14 protein-coding genes and 1 pseudogene are annotated in these 17573 nt (G+C 53.0%); 5 read left to right on the top strand and 10 right to left on the bottom strand.

The window, feature by feature from the left end; translation table 11 throughout:
- Positions 1-18 precede the first annotated feature (18 nt).
- Together JK232_RS17830 and JK232_RS17825 are read right to left on the bottom strand one after the other, a co-directional pair.
- Complete coding sequence (locus JK232_RS17830; RefSeq protein WP_072932379.1) at positions 19-669, bottom strand: hypothetical protein; 651 nt, start codon at positions 667-669, stop codon at positions 19-21.
- A gap of 320 nt (positions 670-989) precedes the next feature.
- Positions 990-1931 (bottom strand): DMT family transporter, encoded by a 942-nt coding sequence (locus JK232_RS17825; RefSeq protein WP_212589480.1) that lies wholly within the window; start codon positions 1929-1931, stop codon positions 990-992.
- A gap of 74 nt (positions 1932-2005) precedes the next feature.
- Here JK232_RS17825 and JK232_RS17820 point away from each other — a divergent pair, with 74 nt between their 5' ends.
- On the top strand, positions 2006-2860 hold the full coding sequence (locus JK232_RS17820; RefSeq protein ID WP_072932207.1) for a LysR family transcriptional regulator: 855 nt from the start codon (positions 2006-2008) through the stop codon (positions 2858-2860).
- 200 nt (positions 2861-3060) lie between these two features.
- Here JK232_RS17820 and JK232_RS17815 read toward each other — a convergent pair whose 3' ends face one another.
- Complete coding sequence (locus JK232_RS17815) at positions 3061-3963, bottom strand: LysR family transcriptional regulator (RefSeq protein WP_212589479.1); 903 nt, start codon at positions 3961-3963, stop codon at positions 3061-3063.
- Positions 3964-4086: 123 nt separating this feature from the next.
- On the opposite strand from JK232_RS17815, the gene JK232_RS17810 reads away from it, so the two are divergent.
- The gene (locus tag JK232_RS17810; protein ID WP_212589478.1) at positions 4087-5466 is read left to right on the top strand and encodes an MFS transporter; all 1380 of its coding nucleotides are present in this window, start codon (positions 4087-4089) and stop codon (positions 5464-5466) included.
- Positions 5467-5637: 171 nt separating this feature from the next.
- Here JK232_RS17810 and JK232_RS17805 read toward each other — a convergent pair whose 3' ends face one another.
- Together JK232_RS17805 and JK232_RS22955 are read right to left on the bottom strand one after the other, a co-directional pair.
- Positions 5638-6996 carry an esterase-like activity of phytase family protein gene (locus JK232_RS17805; RefSeq protein WP_212589477.1) on the bottom strand — a complete coding sequence of 453 codons (1359 nt, stop codon included), beginning with the start codon at positions 6994-6996 and terminating at the stop codon, positions 5638-5640.
- 209 nt (positions 6997-7205) lie between these two features.
- Positions 7206-7337, bottom strand: a complete 132-nt coding sequence (locus JK232_RS22955) for a hypothetical protein (RefSeq protein WP_276515073.1) — start codon at positions 7335-7337, stop codon at positions 7206-7208.
- Between the two features lie 252 nt (positions 7338-7589).
- Between JK232_RS22955 and JK232_RS17800 the strand changes: the two genes are divergently transcribed.
- A complete protein-coding gene (locus JK232_RS17800; protein WP_212589476.1) occupies positions 7590-8363 on the top strand; it encodes a type IV toxin-antitoxin system AbiEi family antitoxin domain-containing protein in 774 nt (257 codons plus the stop codon).
- 6 nt (positions 8364-8369) lie between these two features.
- The gene (locus JK232_RS17795) at positions 8370-9284 is read left to right on the top strand and encodes a nucleotidyl transferase AbiEii/AbiGii toxin family protein (RefSeq protein ID WP_072932219.1); all 915 of its coding nucleotides are present in this window, start codon (positions 8370-8372) and stop codon (positions 9282-9284) included.
- Positions 9285-9326: 42 nt separating this feature from the next.
- Here JK232_RS17795 and treA read toward each other — a convergent pair whose 3' ends face one another.
- The 4 genes from treA to JK232_RS17775 all read right to left on the bottom strand — a co-directional run bounded on the left by treA (position 9327) and on the right by JK232_RS17775 (position 14606).
- Positions 9327-10997, bottom strand: a complete 1671-nt coding sequence (treA, locus tag JK232_RS17790) for an alpha,alpha-trehalase TreA (protein WP_101835347.1) — start codon at positions 10995-10997, stop codon at positions 9327-9329.
- Positions 10998-11572: 575 nt separating this feature from the next.
- Positions 11573-12313, bottom strand: coding sequence for an SDR family oxidoreductase (locus tag JK232_RS17785; RefSeq protein WP_072929433.1), 741 nt, complete (start codon positions 12311-12313; stop codon positions 11573-11575).
- 155 nt (positions 12314-12468) lie between these two features.
- On the bottom strand, positions 12469-13320 hold the full coding sequence (locus JK232_RS17780) for a LysR family transcriptional regulator (RefSeq protein WP_101828119.1): 852 nt from the start codon (positions 13318-13320) through the stop codon (positions 12469-12471).
- A 620-nt stretch (positions 13321-13940) separates the two neighbouring features.
- Positions 13941-14606, bottom strand: a complete 666-nt coding sequence (locus tag JK232_RS17775; RefSeq protein ID WP_212589475.1) for a hypothetical protein — start codon at positions 14604-14606, stop codon at positions 13941-13943.
- A gap of 548 nt (positions 14607-15154) precedes the next feature.
- Here JK232_RS17775 and JK232_RS22865 point away from each other — a divergent pair.
- Positions 15155-15392: pseudogene (locus tag JK232_RS22865) on the top strand (integrase core domain-containing protein); the annotation flags it as partial.
- Between the two features lie 81 nt (positions 15393-15473).
- On the opposite strand, the gene JK232_RS17770 reads toward JK232_RS22865, so the two are convergent.
- Positions 15474-17573 (bottom strand): pyrroloquinoline quinone-dependent dehydrogenase, encoded by a 2100-nt coding sequence (locus tag JK232_RS17770; protein WP_212589474.1) that lies wholly within the window; start codon positions 17571-17573, stop codon positions 15474-15476.

Raw genomic sequence — 17573 nt, 5'->3', positions numbered from 1 at the left:
AATTCATGCTCTCCTCCCTTAAACGCGCGCCGGTTCAGGCGACTGCCATGCCCTTTCGCCCCGCGCTTTAAACTCTTCAATCGCCGCGTTAATCACGTCCACCGTTAACGCCTCAGCCTCGACCACCATCCGTAACCCAATGCCGTAAGCAAACCCAGGCAGGATTTTATAGCCGCAATACACCGCAGGCGGTTGGGTAGCCACTATTTCGGCTTCGCGTTGTTCCGTGTATTCATTGAACGTCAGGCCGTTAAAGCGGGCGTAACGCGGCTTTTCCTGGTGGAGTAATGTGCGGCTGACCAGTTTGCCTTGGCTGTTGTAGTTGGGGCGGGTTTCAAAGCGGGCTTCAACTAACCGCTCTGCGTCACTTAATTGCTGCCAGGCCTCATCGAATACACGCTCTGAAATAAGATCTTCCCGCGCCAGTTGGGCAGTAATAATTTCAGCGTTCCACAGCACGGCGGGGTCGTGGCCGGTGAAAAAGATGTCGCTCCAGCGCCAGGGGTGCTCAGGATGCCGGCGGTGATAATCGATATCACACTCATCATAAAACAGGCCGCCGCAGCGGGCGCGTTCACGGTGGATCTGCTGTTTGAGGGCAAACACTTTCTGGCGGCGCTTGCGGCGCGAAAGGGCGGTAAATGGGCGGTGTCGACGCGAGCAGGCCATACTCTTTCCTTTTGGACTGCTGAAAAAACTCCAGCCGGACAGGGTATCAAAAGTGATCAGAAGCAGGCAACCCCTTTGAATCAGGTGTCGTTCAGGCACTGTCGCGCTGAGCATATGGGGGAAATCTATTGCAGGAATAGCAGGGCATCATGCGCCAACGTGACGCGCCACAGCGCCTCGCGGTAAACATCCTCTGGCGGGTGATCCAGCAGAACGGCAGGCACCCATGCTCCGCGATGTACTGATGTCACTGCGTGATCGCCTGCGTCGGACTGACGCTTCCGCATCGGTTTTTAACGTGCCATCATCAGTATGCCGGCTCATGGTGCAAGAGGAACCTTCCGTTCTTCGGCACGCAATACTATCCAAATGCCAATTGAGGAAATTGCCATACCGGACGCCATCTGCCAGGAAAGTGGTTCACTGAACATAGCCCAGGCCCATAACATGGTCACCGGTGGGCTAAGGAACAGAACGGTCGTAACCCGGGTCGCCGAGCTTCGGCGCAGGCATATCCAGTAGAGCCCATAGCCGCCAAAGGTTGGCAGACTTGCCGTCCATAATACGCTGAGAGTAAAGCCCATTGTGGGTACCGGAACCAGGCTTCCCTGACTCCCCTCGATGATGGCGAAGGCGAAACTCGCCACAAGACACTGAAGCCATAGACCCGGCAGCATATCCATGGACTGTGAAGCACTGCTGCGTTTCTGCCATAACGTTGCCACAGCCAGTGACAACATGCCCGTTAAGGGCAAGACATAGGCCCATACCGGCGCCTTACCCACGTTCAGCACATCATGCGTCACCCATATCACGCCCAGCAGTCCGGTGAACAATCCAAGCCAGACCTGATTCGATAAACGTTCGCCACAAAATGCTGCTGCCAGCAGCGCCATTCCCAGCGGCAGCAGGTCTGCGCACAGGGCGGCGAGCCCTGCAGGCACACCTAAAACGATGCCCTGCGTTACACCTGTCATATATCCGACCATAGCCAGCAGACCTATTCCGGCATTTCTCAGCAGTACCCGGGGAGGCGTTTTCAGCAGCGCTTTGCAGACAAAAGGAAACAGCAGAACTGTTAAGCACACATAGCGCCAGAACACCACAAGCAGTGCGGGTGCATAGGAGATAGAAAACCGTGCACCGATAAATCCTGAACTCCAGGAGATCACCAGTGCCGCTTCAAGCAGGGGCAAAGGAATGGCGTAAATCCAGTGACGGTGCAGAGGTTTTTCTTTCAGGAGTGGGCTGATTTTGTTCATTACCCAAACCTAAAGGAAGGGTGTAATCTGGTAAATCAAAATTATATGCAACAGTGGTTAAGCGATATTAAATCATGACGGATATTCTTCATATTGAACTCCTGCGTACATTCCATGCAGTGATCAGAACAGGAAAATTCAGCGCGGCTGCTGAACAGCTCCATAAGAGTCCTGCGGCAGTAAGCGTTCACATTCAGCGTCTGGAGGCCGTGGCAGGCGGACAATTGCTACATCGTGATAACCAGTCAGTGACCCTGACAATGCTGGGTAAACGTTTGTGGGGGTCGTCTGCCGAACTATTACGCCTGCACGATCAGGTACTGGCTGACCTTCGTGGTACCAGTATCGCCGGTCGTATCAGGTTGGGTGTTCCTGACGATTATGCTGCACACATAATCCGTGAGGTGCTTCCAGCGTTTTCAGAAGCCTGGCCGAACGTCGTGCTGGAGCTCCGGATGGGGCCAAGCAATCTGTTGAAAGAGTGGATTCAGCGCGGTGAATTAGATACGGCAGTGGTCGTTCAATCTCAGGAAGAAATCAATCCTGATGCTCAGGTGTTAATGCCGACGACCCCCGTCTGGGTGGGGCCCTTAGGCACAGACATAGCGCTCAGCGAAGTATTGCCTCTTGCCGTTTACACAGCGCCCTGCGCTTACCGTAAGGCCATAACCGAGTCGCTCAAAGTGGCCGCAAGGCGTTCTCGTATCGTACTTGAAAGCCATTCCAGCCAGGCGATTAAAGAGTGCGTTGAGACAGGGCTGGCCGTCAGCCTGATTGATCGGGGAAAGGTCACAGCAATGATGCAGATTATTGAAGGGATGCCCGTCATTCCGGACCATAACATACTGTTCATCCGTAGCGCCGCATCGTATGAGGATAAAGCCACCGAACTACTGGCGCAAACCCTGAAGCAGACTTTTCGGCTGTAAAATTTCCCTCTGATGCAGACGCCCGTTTTTCACTCATCATGGACTTTCAGCTGATTCAGTCCGCTTTGTGCCAGAAGCGGACGTGGCTAACTTTCGATGTGACTTCTGGCAAACTCCAGCCGCATAGTCTCAACAACGCGTGCCGGAGGCAGTCCCGTGGTAACAGTGCAATTGACTTAGTTGATAGGGGACGGAATACGTTACCGTACCCGGCACACCTCTGAAATTTTCTCTCTAAGCCAGCGGTGCCCCGGATCCTTTTCCATTCTTGGGTGCCACATCTGCGACACCACAATGTTCCGGGTTTTGAATGGCAATTCAAAGACATGTAAATTTTCTGTCATTTGTTGGTTGCGCAAGTACAGCGCGGGAACCATGGCGATAAGGTCGGAGGCCAGTGCGACGGATAACGCAGTCGGAAAGCCCGGAACCACACTCACCACTTTGCGCATGACGCCTGACGCCGCCAGGGCATCATCGACAAAACCATGTAACACCCCATCGGGTGACGCCACCACATGTCCCCAGGCAATATAATCTTCAACGCTTATTCCCGGCTGTGACGCCAGCGGATGCTCCTTGCGCACCGCGCCAATAAAGCGATCCTGAAAGAGTCTCTGCACCCGGATTTCCGGCCCCATATTGCTCTGGACGCCAATCTCCAGGTCAACTAAACCCTCCCGAAGATAACGAGGCGTTTTTTCAGGTTTCGGTGCAAAGCGTATGCAAATACCTGGGGCCGCTTCGGCCACGGCGGCAATGAGCAGTGGGCCAAATGCCACGACAAAACCATCATTGGCCCTGATGGTGAACAGCCGTTCGAGGTTTTCCACCTTGAGCGTTTCGGATGAGGGCTGAAGCACTGCCCTCGCCTCATAGACCGCGTTTCTGGCACGATCCCGGGTTGCTTCAGCCCAAGGGGTGAGCACCATGTTACGCCCTGCCCGCACCAGAATGGGATCCCCCGTCACCTCACGTAGCCTGCTGAGTGTGCGGCTCATCGCTGAGGTACTCAGGTTTAAGCGTCGGGCTGCCCCCGCAACGCTGGCTTCTGCCAGCAAAACGTCGAGCGCGACCAGCAAGTTGAAATCAGGGTCGGACATATGGGTTCCTGCCAGGAATTCAGATAGGGCGTCGAATGCAATGATACAGTGCAAATGCTGCATCTTCCGCCTTGAGTCACTGCTGATTATAGTTTTCGTCTCCCTCCTTTCACAGGCATAAAAATGACAACGTTATTTTCACATCTACCGGGCGATGAAGGCCTGCCGGGACAAGAACGTGCGCGCGTCATGGCCGCCGTGATGACCACGACGCTGATGGGCGTGTTTGACGGCACGATGATCAACATCGCCCTGCCATCCATGGCAAAAGCGATGCAGGTACCGGCGAATGTCTCGGTCTGGTTCGCCAACGGTTACCTGCTCTCCGCCGCCATGACGTTGGCTATCTTCGCTGCGCTGGCAGTACGCGTCGGCTACCGGCCAGTGTTTCTTTCAGGCCTTACCGTCTTTACGCTCACTTCACTGGGTTGTGCGCTGGCCAGTACGCCGGAGATGCTCATCGGAATGCGCATTATGCAAGGGATCGGCGGCGCAGCTACCCTGAGCATCGCCCCGGCGATACTGCGTTCTGTTTTCCCCGGCCGATTGCTTGGCCGTATCCTTGGGCTACATGCCCTGCTGATTGCGTCAAGCTCGGCCATCGCGCCTGTACTTGGCGGCACAGTGCTGGACATAATGAGCTGGAAAGGGTTGTTCGCCATAAACGTGCTCCCCGGCACCGTTTCCCTGTTGCTGGTATTCAGGTCGCTGCCACGAAAACCGGCGTCCGATAGAACGCCGTTCGATACGCCAGGCGCTGTGCTTTCTGCACTACTTTTAGGCTCAATGGTGATGGCGGCAAACAGCTTCTCCTCAGGCCATCACATCAGTGTCGAGGCTATCAACTGGAGTCTGCTCGCGATGCTCAGCGCCATAACATTTATCTGGCAGATCCGCCGGGTAAAGCATCCTTTATTACCCCCCGTCATGTTCAAAAATGGACGCTTTACCCTGGCCGCTTTAACGTCGCTCGCCTGTTTTGTTAGCCAGGGAATTACCTTTATTGCGCTGCCATTTCTGTTTCAGAGCGTGTATGGCTACAGCCCTGTCGTGTCGGCGTTACTTTTTACGCCATGGCCGATCGGCATTGTGTTGATAGCGCCTCATGCGGGCCGTTGGGCCGACATATTTTCAGCGCCTCTGATTTCTACCGTTGGGTTAGCTCTTTTTGTTATGGGTTTGATTTTGCTGGCCACGCTACCCGCCCGCCCTGCGGTATGGGATATCTGTTTACGCAGCCTGTGGTGCGGCATCGGATTTGGTTGTTTCCAAAGCCCTAACAACCGGGAGATGCTCTCTAACGTATCCCGCGACTATGCCAGCTACGCATCAGGCGTATTGTCTATCGTCCGGACGTTCGGCCAATGCCTCGGTGCTGCTGTCATGGGGGCACTGCTGGCAATAAATGAACTGCAGGCTGTCCATTATGCTCTGTGGATTGCTGTCGTCGCGTCTGCGGCATCAGTGGTATTAAGTGTGAGCCGGTTACGTAAAGGACATTAACCTGGTTTCAGTCCGCTTCTCGCTCATCGCGGGCGATGTCCGGCCCGCAGCCCGCAGCCCGCTGTAACTTAACGCCGGGGAATGATCTGTCGATGGCAAAACGGGGCTGCATCCGGCTCTTTTACACAAAGTGATGCCATTAACGGATGCAGCCTGGGGTGGGGAAAGCGTTTATTTCAGCGGTGCCGCCAGCGTGACAATCCACAACTCGCTGTCCGACTCCGGTTTCTTCAGCGGCTTTATGCCGATAGTCGTTGCAACCGGCTTATCATCTACCGTCAGCGTCCCCTGTTCGGTCACCCGATAATCCTTACGCTTCTTACCCTCAACCGGATTTTGCATGACTGTTCTCACGCCGAAGTCATTGTCATTGATGACGGCCAGCGTTTTATTGTCGATCAGCGCCAGTCCTTCGGCCTTCTCCTGCTGCCAGCCGAGTTGACGTAAATCGACCACCAGCGTTTTAGCGGCGAGCTTAATGCCGCGCTGCGCCAGCGCTTTCTCGTCATCAAACTCCGGATACTCGTCAGGCTTATCGAATGCTGCAAGCTCGGTAGCCGGGCTAAGATCCACCTTATAGATAAGGTTGCGCATCGCATCGTCTTTGTCGCTGCCTTGTTCAATCAGCAGGATATGCTGATTGTCGAGCGCCACAATATCGCCAATTTTTGCGTCGCTGTTTTTACTGTAAGCGGCGCTGTCGATAGGGTAACCATACATCGCGGTTTTCCCGGTCGCCGGATCGAAGCTCACCAGGCGGGTAAAGCGCGCCTGCTTTTTACTTTTACCGTTGATATCCAGCGTGCTCTGCACCGCGGCGATAATGCGCCCGTCCGGCATGCGGGTGAGCCCTTCAAATCCACGATTTGGCTGACGCCATTTGAGAACGTTCGGCAGACCGCCCGCGATGGATTTCTCCCCCTCTTCTGCCTGCGGCCCGTGAATTTTCAGGATTTTGCCGCGCGCATCAACGTTAATCAGGAACGGGCCATACTCATCGCACAGCCAATACCCTCCTTTGCCGTCCGGCGTAATGCCTTCCGTATCCAGACCGCGGTTATCGCCATGCAGCACTTTCAACGTATCGTCCAGCGCGATTTCATTGGTTGATCCGATGACGCCATCCTGCAGCGGCAATCCGTTAATATTGCCCTTATCGTCATGCAGCGGCCGGGCGTCCGTGGCCTCCGCTTTGCCGTTCTGCACCCGAATAGTCATCAGCAGTGGGGCGAACTCTGGCGTGACGAAAATTTTTGCCTCTCTCTTACCCATATCAGGCGAGTCAGCATTCGGCCCGCGATCGGTGACGGTTGCGAAGGTGAACGCCTCCCCCTGCTTGCCGGTAAACAGCAAACCGGAGCCAATCCCCACCGGCAAACCATTTGGAAACGCGCCGGAAAACGCGCCGTTGTAGCTTACGCGTGTCCCTTCGGGAAAACTGACGATATAGCGCTCGACCTGCGGCTGCGCCGCGAGCGTTGATGATGAGAGCGCACAGCCGACAACCAGGGAAATAGCTTTTATTTTCATAGTGTTAATATCCATATAAGGAAGCTAACAGCGTAAAGAACAAAAATGACAGAAAAATGAAATCTCCGGGAAACATTGGCTGCTAACAGATTGATTTCTGCACCGTTGAGAAGGTGGATGGTGAGAGAAGGAACCTGTATGTGTAGAGAGTATGATCAAAATTTCAGGACAAAGGCGGTGACATTGATGCGGACACCGGCCCGTAATGCCTAAGGCAGATTGATTTCAGCGGCCAGGCCGCTTTTAACTGTCACTTTTTCTGTGTCGGGAAGAGCGGGATCAGCGAATACGTTGCCGTCACTGTATTCGGCGACCACACCATTAAAGGTTTTGCTTTTCATTACGTATCTCCTGGGCCACGGCCGCAGCGTCTTTCAGACGATTTTTGATGCTGGCTGCGTGCAGCGGCAGATGACCGCAAGGTAATACCCGCAGAAACACCCTGCACAGAGGTTTATTAAAATGGTCATTCACGGCGATGATTGCCGTAAATAGGAAGCCAGGTAAACTTTCCACCTTACGTGGTTTGTATATTTCCTTATATACGGCGATAATCGCCGTATATAAACACGTTAGTAAACCGCAGGTGGCGAATGTTAAATAGTGAATCGAGACAATTGCTGAAAACACTGCTTCCAGTGGGCCTGCTGGCAACCAAAGCCTGGCTACAGGCACAGGGTTTAACCCTGCACTTTATTGATAACGCGGTAAAAAGCCGGACATTACTGGCACTGGTGCCCGGCGTTTACGTGCGTGAGGAGCCCTGCCTGAGCTGGCAAGGCGTCACCATTTCCCTGCAACGTATGCAAAGCCTGCCGGTGCAGGTGGGCGGCCTTACGGCGTTGGATCTGGCAGGGCTGGCGCATTATCAGTCCAGGCATAAAGACCAGCTGATCAGCCTCTATTCCGCAGGCGCGGCACCTCCGTGGCTGAACCGGCTTAACCTCAGCACACAGTTTGAGTGGCACAGCACCCGGCGCATCTGGCCCGCTCCGGTGATGGACGATGCCCGCTATCTGCGGGCGTACCCGTGGCGCGAAGGGTTACCCGCGCTCATGATGTCAGGGCCTGAAAAAGCCATGCTGGAGCTTCTCCCGCAAGTGCCTGAACATCTCAGTGTGGAACATGCTGACCAGCTGATGCAGGGGCTGTCGACACTCTCCCCCAGAAAACTCGACCCTTTAATGCAGGCAAATGGCAGCATTAAGTCCAAGCGGCTGTTTATGTGGCTGGCGCAGCGCCATAACCACCCGTGGTACAGGCACCTTAACCCTACCCAGTATGCGCTCGGCACCGGCAAGCGGGCCATCGTCCAGGCGGGTCGCCTGGACACCACCTGGAATATTACCGTCCCTAAAGAGATGTGATCAAAAATGGATAGAGGAAGCATTTATTACCAACAGGTTCAGCTCCTGTTACAGCTCATCCCGCACATTGCGAAACATGACTGCTTTGCGTTGAAAGGCGGCACGGCCATTAATCTGTTTATCCGGGAGTTTCCCCGCTTATCGGTGGATATTGACCTGGTGTTTCTGCCGGTGCTGGAACGCAACGCCTCACTCACCGCCATCAAATCTGCGTTGGATAGCATTGCAGACGCCATCAGCACCTCTGTTCCCGCCAGCAAGGTGAGCAAATCGTATGAAGACAAACGTGATGCATTGCGGCTGACGGTTGTCCGCGACAGCGTGATGATTAAGATTGAGCTGTCGCCGGTATTGCGTGGGACCGTCTACGAGCCGGCGGTGCGGCCGGTCTGTGAAGCGGTTGAGGATGAGTTTGGTTATGCAGAAATGGCCGTGGTGTCATTTGCTGACCTGTATGCCGGTAAAATTTGCGCGGCACTGGATCGCCAGCATCCCAGGGATCTGTTTGACGTCAAATTTTTACTCGACAACGAGGGGCTGACAGATGCGCTGCGTAAAGCCCTGCTGGTTTATGTGATCAGCCATCCACGCCCTATCGCTGAGTTGCTGCGACCGCATTTTAAAGAGATAAGCGGGATTTATGAAGGTGAGTTCCGCCGTATGGCGGAGGTGGACGTCCCCCTGGCAGACTTGCAGGCGGTGCGGGAACAGCTGGTTGCACAGATCCATGCAGAGATGACATCAGACGAGCGGGCATTTTTATTGTCGTTCAAACGCCGGCAGCCCGACTGGGCGTTGCTCGGTCTCGACCATATCGACCAGTTGCCGGCAGTTCGGTGGAAGCTGCACAACCTGTCGAAAATGCCTGCGGATAAACACGCCGACGCCGTTAAGCAGCTTGAAAAGGTGCTTCAGGCATAACCAGCTCGTAACCGCCCGGCCCCACGGCCGGGCAGCGCCAGGCTACGGGGCTTTTTTGAGGTCGCTGACATTGTTACAGGTAATGCCTTTCGGGCAATACGCGTCCATCAGCTTCAGCGTCACGCCGTTGGTCCAGCCAAAGCCATCCTGCAACGGGTATTCCCCGCCGCCGCCACCGCCCAGATTCCCTTCGACCACATATTTCTCCACCAGCTTGTGTTCGCGGTCATAGGTGGCCTGCACGTTGTCCAGGAAGCGCATACCGATCTCTTTTGCCAACGTCTGTTTGCCGTAATGGTTCAGCCCTTCCACCGCTACCCACTGGAGCGGCGCCCAGCCGTTGGGGGCATCCCACTGCTGCCCGTTATGCACATTCGTCGTCACCAGCCCGCCCGCTTTCACCAACTGTTTCTCCACCGCGGCAGCGGTTTTGTCGGCCTGATCGTCACTGGCGGCCTGCATATAGAGCGGGAAAAGCGCAGCGGCAGTTAATTGGGTGCGCACACTGCCGCGCTTCCAGTCATAGTCGGCATACCAGCCGCCGTCGGCGTTCCACAGATAGCGGTTGATCGCCGCCTGCCGTTTTTCTGCCTGGTCAGCATAACGCTGGCCGTCAGCGGATTGGCCTGCGGCTTTACTGGCGCGCGCCAGCGTGTTCTCCAGATGGAACAGCAGGGCGTTCAGATCCACCGGCACAATCTCTGTGGTACGGATGGTGGAGAGATTATTCGGATCGTCAAACCAGCGGGAGCTGAAATCCCAGCCGGAGGCCGCCCCGGCACGCAGATCGCGGTAAAGCTCCGATTTGTTGCGCGAGGTGGCTTTTTCCGCTGTGGCGATGTCATCCATATAAGATTCAGTACGCGGCACATCACGCGCATCCCAATAGCGGTTCAGCACCGTGCCGTCTTTCAGTTTGACCACGCGCTTGCCGGCACTGCCCGCCGGGACGCTTTCCGCATCCGCCATCCAGTATTGATACTCTTTTTGCAGCTGCGGCAGGTAGGTGGCGTAGACGCTTTCCCCGCGGTGCTGCGCCAGCAGATCCACCATCAGGCTGAAGAACGGCGGCTGCGAACGGCTCAGGTAGTAGCTGCGGTTGCCGTTGGGGATATGGCCGTAGGTGTCCAGCTCGTGCGCGAAGTTGTCCACCATATCCTGGACGCGATCCCAGTGGCCGCTCTCTGCCAGCCCCAGCATGGTGAAGTAGCTGTCCCAGTAATAGATTTCGCGGAAGCGGCCGCCCGGCACCACATACGGCTTCGGCAGCGGCAGCAGCGAGTCATACTGGTTCACTTTATCGGTGGTGCGTGTCAGCACCGGCCACAGGCCGTCGATATGCTCACGTAGGCTCTGCCCGGCGGGCGGCACATAGGCGTCATTTTTGCCCGGCAGGGTGAAATTGCTGTCAACAAAGCGCTTCAGGTCGAAATTTTGCTGTGTTTTTTGCATCTGCCAGTCGGCCAGAATCGAGGAGGGATCATATTTCGGCACAGCGTCGGCAAAGGTTTTCTGATCCGGGAAGAATTTCGCCGCCTGCACCGCATGGTAAAGCGGCCCAAGGCGGACATCAGGCGGCACCGGTGCCTGCGTCAACAGGGGTTGGTCGTCTTCTGCCTGCGCATAAAAAGAGCCGGTTGCCAGCGCGCCGGTCAGCAGCAAAGGCATAAGCAACGCGCCTTTCCATTGAGGGGATACGGCCTTTTTCGTCATCACTGTTCTCCTTGTCCAGACCAGACATGGCCTGTAAATGGTTGACCATTCGAAAAACTCTAGACGAAAATGAATAGCTTGCTTATTAACGGGCTGATAAATGTGAAGGGGACGGGAGTTTTAAAAAATAGCGCAGTGCACCTGAAAAGGCGCACTAAGGGGTTAATGCCCTTTTTCAGGTGCAGCTAAGCCAGAATAAAAAGGGGCTGAATGCCCGGCAGCTACCGAGTTAAAACACGCTATTTCATCTTCAGTATCTGTGGAGACGCCCCCGTAACTTGTCTGCGGCTGCGCACTCGCCGTACCGTGCGGCTGACCACAAACATGGTCAGCCCTGCCCGGTCGCAAGCGCCCGTTGGGGAGACTTTATACGAAATAGATTGCCTGATTGGGCGTAAGGCTTAACAGGGCGGAAGATGTGATAGGTAATACCTATTAGTTTTGTACCAGCTTTGGCTGTTCTGCAGTAAATTTCTTTGGAAAAATGGTGAGCAACTTGCTATTTCCTTCGGGCATAAAATATCGGCAGCTATGAGCGAGCAGCGGGCATTTTGAACTGCGGCGTGCCTGCGGGGCTATTCCATGGCTGTCGGCCGAACAACAATTTCATTGATGTCGACCGTTTCCGGCTGGCTAATCGCAAATACGATAGTGTCGGCAAGCGTTTCTACAGGAATTGCTATTTCATGTATCTTCCTGACCTGCTCTGCTACCGCCGCATTCGTCACGCTGGACGGTAAGTCGGTATCGACCGGCCCCGGAGAAATAATCGTGCTGCGGATATTATAAGGTGTCATTTCCATGCGCAGGCCTTCAGATATGGCTCTGACAGCAAATTTAGTTGCGGAATAAACGGCTGTGGTCGGACGGACGCGATGTCCTGAGAGCGAGGAAACGTTGATAATGTGTCCGCTGTTTTGCGCTTTCATAAAAGGAAGTGCCGCAGCAATACCATAAAGCGTGCCTTTCAGGTTGATATCAATCGCCCGGTTCCAGTCATCAACTTGCAGCTCATCAAGACGGGAGTTTGGCATGATACCGGCGTTATTAATGAGCACATCGACCCGGCCAAATACCTCAACCGCTTTATTTACCAATGCCTCAACATCCTGAAGATTTGCCACATCCGTCTTCGCTACTTCAACCTTTCCTCCTGCCGCAGTGATTTCTTCAGCCAGGGCATTAAGCTTGTCCAGCCGACGTGCGCCCAGCACGACACAGGCCCCGGCTGCGCTTAACCGGCGGGCTGTGGCTTCGCCAATACCGCTGCTGGCGCCTGTGATGACAACGACTTTTCCACTGATATTACTGATCATAAAAGGTTTCCTTTAGGGGGACAGGGAACAAAAACGATAACGGGCCAGGCGTAACCGGAAACGTTCTGACCATTCGTTATTCAGGCGGGGGCGATTATAGTCAGAGACCAGATTGTGTAATATTCCGCATTACTACACTTCAGTTATGCAAAAATTCACAAGCCATAAGCAGGTTCAATGCAACTGTTTAAAAAACCCATTACGGGGGTGATGTGGCGGGCATGGCGCACATCCTTATGTACACTCATCCAAATGTCTTGAGTAAGAACGGGACCGTCTGGTTGAACAGGCACAAGATGATATTCTTTTGCCAGATAATCGGGCAACAGAGCTATACCCGCATGACCGGCTGCCGTTATAGCCTGTATACGCAAATCATTGCTGAAAAATACAACGGGGCGTCCTGCACAATGCTTTTTCAGCCACGCCTGCTGTGGGGTGTCTGCTACTGAATCATCGTAAGCGATAACACTTAATTCCTGCCCTGATGCAAGATACCCGGCACTGCCGTAAAGCGTAAAACTCACCTGGCCGAGTCGTCTGGTTATGACTGCTGACTCGACGGGACGAACCAGACCGAGGGTTATGTCCGCTTCACGACGGGCAAGAGAAAGGCGTTCTTTGGTTCCCGTCAGGCTTAAACGAATACGCGGATACTGTTTGTAAAAGCTGCCAATGTGCGGAGCAATAAGGTTGCCCATGAACACGTGAGGTGCAGCGATAACCACATCACCTTCCACCACACCCTGCTCTGCCCCGGAAAACCGCTCTAATGAGTATGCAGAGTCACTCATCTGATCACCGTAGCGGGCCACCTGGCGACCATCTTCCGTCAGGGTATAGGAGCGCGGCCTCCGGTCTACCAATCTGAGGTTAACAGAGGCTTCAAGCGACGCTATTCGCCGGGCAACCGTGGCATGATCAACACCCAGTTTCCTTGCCGCTGACGCCAGTGAACCTGTCTGCGCAAAAGTTGAAAAATAGCGTAAGTCTTCCCAGTCAAACATAGTGCCTCAAAAATCAGCGTAGTTAAGCTACCTGTTTTTCACCTTACACCCGATGCGCTGTGCCTTACAAACAACGCGGCACATCATTCTGTTACCGTGAAATCATCCCTTTTCAAAGAGTCTTTCACACATAATCACGATAAAAACCAGCCCGCAGTAAACGCGATGAACGGCACACTCAGGCTTAATGAACGTCCGCTTCCGGCACAAGGCTGCTGGTGCAGCCCTTGTCTGGCGGTTTTTACTGCATAATTATGCCGAAGAGCACAAAGACAGAGCAGACAGGCCTAACATTAGCCAGAGCTCTACAAATGAATAATCCTTTTTAAACCAATATTTATATAATCGTTCAATCTTTTATCCATCAGGCTTGAAAAAATTCAATAAATAGAGATGCCTTTCATACTCAATCAATATGACTTTAGATTTATTTTGATTATGACACTTATAACCGACTGGCGGTAACTAACGAAGTCTGCAAAGATACGATGATAAAGAGTATTACTTCCTCTGAAATAAAGAGTAAAGTTTTTACGCCTTAATTTATACAACATAAATACCCTGAAGAACGGATAGAAATTATAAAAGGCAATAAGAATATATTGCCTCATGAATATCTCCTAGGTATAGACCTGAACAATGTCGCCCATGTCTTTGCTGCGTTTGTATTGTATGATCGCAAGTAGAGCCAGTAACGGCAAAGACATCTCCAGCAGCTCCTCTTGTGAGGACTGAAATGCCACTAACCACAGGGGCGCATGCCATCTGAAACTCTCATTAAGCAACCCTAATGAACGGTCAGCGATGTTAGTCAACGGTATTAATACAACGAACGTTACCGTTGTGACGGCATAGGCTTTATGTAATTTCGCTTGGAGCCATATATTTTTTGCATGTTTTATAAGCAGAAAGAGGCAGGCGACCACAACAGGTAACAGGATTAACAAAGCGACCATCTTATCATGCAAGGGCAGATTTCCAGTCCAGAAGCGCAGTTTAAGCATGCTCATATGAGCAATGGATTTGTGTAAATCTGCCTCTCTGGCCATCATGACAAACAGACAAAAAATAATTGAGCAGCGAGTAATAACCGTAATGTGAAGGTTAGGTCTAAAAATAAAATATAGAAGAACGATAGCATAAGCATATAACGTTAATGTTTCGACCAGCTGGCCTTCTTCCATTAAATGAATAACGGTATTTGTCGGTAACAGGCACGACAAGGCAAAAGCGAAAAAAGAGACAACGACAGCCAGCCTGACTCCAGAAAATGGATGATTAAACATAAAGAGCCTTAAGTTTAAAAACCAATAATTATAGATGTAACTTTTGTTATCTTTTTGTCAAAAAATGCCTAAAGCTTTATAAAGCACATTGTAACTTAATCTAATTAATTATTCATTGTCAGTAGTAGTTAGAGACAGGCTAACGCTGGCACTTTTTTTTCCAGGGTCGAATTAAGCACCTGGCAGAATCAGTTTTTAATTTTAACTGCTATTCTTGATATGTGCCTGACTTCACATTTTTTAATGTCACCATGCGAATTGACATATTATTGCGCGGAAAACTGAGGCTTTAGTCAATTTTATCTTTACTTTGCTACTAAGATAAATCATATATTTGTGGACATATAGCTGGTTTTCTCCCCATTGATTAATACACTGCGATGTGAGTCATGTCTTCATCAGTAGCGTGAAGACATCCCCCATGAAGAAGCGTTTTTCCGACGAACAGCTCATCAGCATTGTCCGTGACGACAGATTAAAAGCAAGTAACCGTAGAAGCCATGTATAAAACGTCGTAAAGGACGGGTGACGGAGCGACTTTCCTCAGGGTTCAGGCCACACGTATTCTCGACAGCATTACACTGTTTCGAGGCTCCCCGGCAACGATAAGAACTGCTCAAAGCCTTGAGTCTGCCTGTCGCGCGTTGGAGCAATGGGTCTTTGAGTGTGCAGTGTAAAGCTGTGCTTAATAGCCAACATAGAAAGGGTTTATCAAGCGTTTTAATGGCCGCTCGCGATGAATACCTGAATGAGCACGGGTTCAGCGATATTGTCCACGCCAGGCAGGGCAGATTGAAAAAGCCTGAACGAGTACAAAAAATGGGGCGCTAAGGCCCCATGCTGTTTCACTGATATTTGTATGAATGGCTATTCAGGCAGAGCGTAAACCACCACCTGATCGCCTACCTGATCCTTCAGGATAGTATTCCCCCCGGCGACGAACGCCACATATTGACGGCCTTTATACTCATAGACCGACGGGTTCGCTACCGCAGGTGCTTCAACCTGATCGGACCACAGCTCTTCACCATTATCTACGGAGTAGGCGCGGACCTTGGCATCCATTGAGGCACCGATAAAGACCACGCCGCCTGCTGTCACTGCCGGGCCGCCGATGGTGGGTGAACCCCAGCTTTCCGGCATAAAGAAGCCATACTGCTGCGCTGCGCCAACCGGACGACGCCACTTCACGTCCCCCGTATGCATATCCAGCGCCACGATTTCACCAAATGGCGGCTGCCAGCACGGCATGCCCAGCCAGTTATTCGCTACCATCAGACGCATGCCATAAGGGGCACCTTCCTGCGGCGCAAAGCCGCTTTCGTTGCCGGAATCCTTATCCGCTTTATCGTAATCTTCGCGGCTGTAGAGCTTCACATACTGCACAATGTGAGAGGTGTTAACGATGGCAATCTGTTTTTGTGGGTCATACGCCACGCCGCCCCACTGGACGCCACCGGCACTGTCCGGATAGGTGAGCGTTCCCTCGCCTTTAGTGGTTGGCGGCGTATACATCCCCTCATAGGTCAGTTTATCCCACAGACGTGAACACTGGCCGGCACCCACCATATCCGCCAGTTTCCAGATCGCAGGCTTTTTCGATTGGTCAAGCAACGGCGCAGGTTTAGTCGGGAAGGGCTGCGTTGGCGAGAGGACTTCACCCTGCACCGATCCATCGCCCTGCGGCACAGGACGCTCTTCAATCGGCCAGACATCCTCACCCGTCAGACGATTCACGACAAACAGAAAGCCCTGCTTGGTCGCCTGAATCAGCGCGGGGATCTGTTTACCGTTTACGGTGATATCCATCAACGTTGGTGCAGAGTTGATATCGTAATCCCACACGTCGTGATGCACCCACTGGCGGGACCAGACCACTTTACCGGTGTTGATGTCCAGCGCGGTGGTAGAGGTGCCAAGCGGAATAGGCGCGATACGGTTACCGCCCCAGTAGTTGGGGGAAGGGGATGAAACCGGCAGATAAACCAAGCCATGCGCCTCATCGGCAGACATATGTGTCCAGACGTTGGCCGTACCGGTGCGTTGGCGGATGTCTGCCGGGATCGCTTCAAACGTCCATTCACGCTCGCCGGTCTGTGCATTAATGGAAAACACGGAGCCCGGAGGCGCTTCAGCATAAGCCCAGTCTTTACCGGCCCAGCCAACAAGCAGATGGTTGCCAACGACGGTTGGCGGCTGCAACACAGAGAGCGGATATTTAGCGTTAACCGTATTCCACTGATTGAGATCCAGCACGCCATTGTCAGCAAAGCCGGTGCATGGCTTGCCTGAATCGGCGTCCACCGCATAGAGCTTGCCATCCACGGTACCCATATAGACGATCTTCTGACACGCTTGTCCGGCGACGAGGTTTTTTGCCTGCCAGTAGGAGGCACCACGGTTTTTCAGTACCGGCTGCGTCAATGCTTTGCGCGAAGATTTAGTATCAAAGTGCCACTTCTCTTTACCTGTACCGGGGTCGAGCGCAATCAGGCGATCAAAAGGTGTACCGATGTAGAGCGTATCGTTGGCAAAAATAGGCGTTGCTGACCATACAGTGGCAGGTATGTCGCCTTTTCCATCCGAGACATCCCCGGTATGAAACTCCCAAATTTTCTTTAACTTACTGACATTATCCGTGGTGATTTGTTTAAGCGGGCTATATTTCTGTGCATTAAGCTGGCCATGAAAGTTATCCCAGGTGGCAGAGGAGGAAGGCACCAGTGATAATGCCGGATTTGCGGCAGAGTCGACTTTTTGTCCGTCATGCTTGCCGGTTGACGCATCGTCAGTGGTTTTCGTGGTTCCCGACGCTTGTTGATTGGCTGCATCCACATTGATTTCTTCCTGGGAGCCCATTGAGGCTTCAGCGGCTTTATCCTGCGCCTGCAGCGTCAGCGGCGTGACCAGCAGCGCCAGCGCCGCCATGCTGACTTTGATTGAGGGGGCGTATTTATCGTTATGCAT

Origin of the sequence: Nissabacter archeti (assembly GCF_018257325.1) — a bacterium.
Classification (GTDB): domain Bacteria; phylum Pseudomonadota; class Gammaproteobacteria; order Enterobacterales; family Enterobacteriaceae; genus Chimaeribacter; species Chimaeribacter arupi.
Note: the sequence above shows the minus strand (reverse complement) of the source record. Positions and strands in the feature narration are given on the sequence as shown.

Excerpts from the sequence above, each read along its gene's own strand:
- JK232_RS17830 (WP_072932379.1), bottom strand. The coding sequence starts at position 669 with ATGGCCTGCTCGCGTCGACACCGCCCATTTACCGCCCTTTCGCGCCGC.
- JK232_RS17825 (WP_212589480.1), bottom strand. The coding sequence starts at position 1,931 with ATGAACAAAATCAGCCCACTCCTGAAAGAAAAACCTCTGCACCGTCAC.
- JK232_RS17820 (WP_072932207.1), top strand. The coding sequence starts at position 2,006 with ATGACGGATATTCTTCATATTGAACTCCTGCGTACATTCCATGCAGTG.
- JK232_RS17815 (WP_212589479.1), bottom strand. The coding sequence starts at position 3,963 with ATGTCCGACCCTGATTTCAACTTGCTGGTCGCGCTCGACGTTTTGCTG.
- JK232_RS17810 (WP_212589478.1), top strand. The coding sequence starts at position 4,087 with ATGACAACGTTATTTTCACATCTACCGGGCGATGAAGGCCTGCCGGGA.
- JK232_RS17805 (WP_212589477.1), bottom strand. The coding sequence starts at position 6,996 with ATGAAAATAAAAGCTATTTCCCTGGTTGTCGGCTGTGCGCTCTCATCA.
- JK232_RS22955 (WP_276515073.1), bottom strand. The coding sequence starts at position 7,337 with ATGAAAAGCAAAACCTTTAATGGTGTGGTCGCCGAATACAGTGACGGC.
- JK232_RS17800 (WP_212589476.1), top strand. The coding sequence starts at position 7,590 with ATGTTAAATAGTGAATCGAGACAATTGCTGAAAACACTGCTTCCAGTG.
- JK232_RS17795 (WP_072932219.1), top strand. The coding sequence starts at position 8,370 with ATGGATAGAGGAAGCATTTATTACCAACAGGTTCAGCTCCTGTTACAG.
- treA (WP_101835347.1), bottom strand. The coding sequence starts at position 10,997 with ATGACGAAAAAGGCCGTATCCCCTCAATGGAAAGGCGCGTTGCTTATG.
- JK232_RS17785 (WP_072929433.1), bottom strand. The coding sequence starts at position 12,313 with ATGATCAGTAATATCAGTGGAAAAGTCGTTGTCATCACAGGCGCCAGC.
- JK232_RS17780 (WP_101828119.1), bottom strand. The coding sequence starts at position 13,320 with ATGTTTGACTGGGAAGACTTACGCTATTTTTCAACTTTTGCGCAGACA.
- JK232_RS17775 (WP_212589475.1), bottom strand. The coding sequence starts at position 14,606 with ATGTTTAATCATCCATTTTCTGGAGTCAGGCTGGCTGTCGTTGTCTCT.
- JK232_RS17770 (WP_212589474.1), bottom strand. The coding sequence starts at position 17,573 with ATGCATAACGATAAATACGCCCCCTCAATCAAAGTCAGCATGGCGGCG.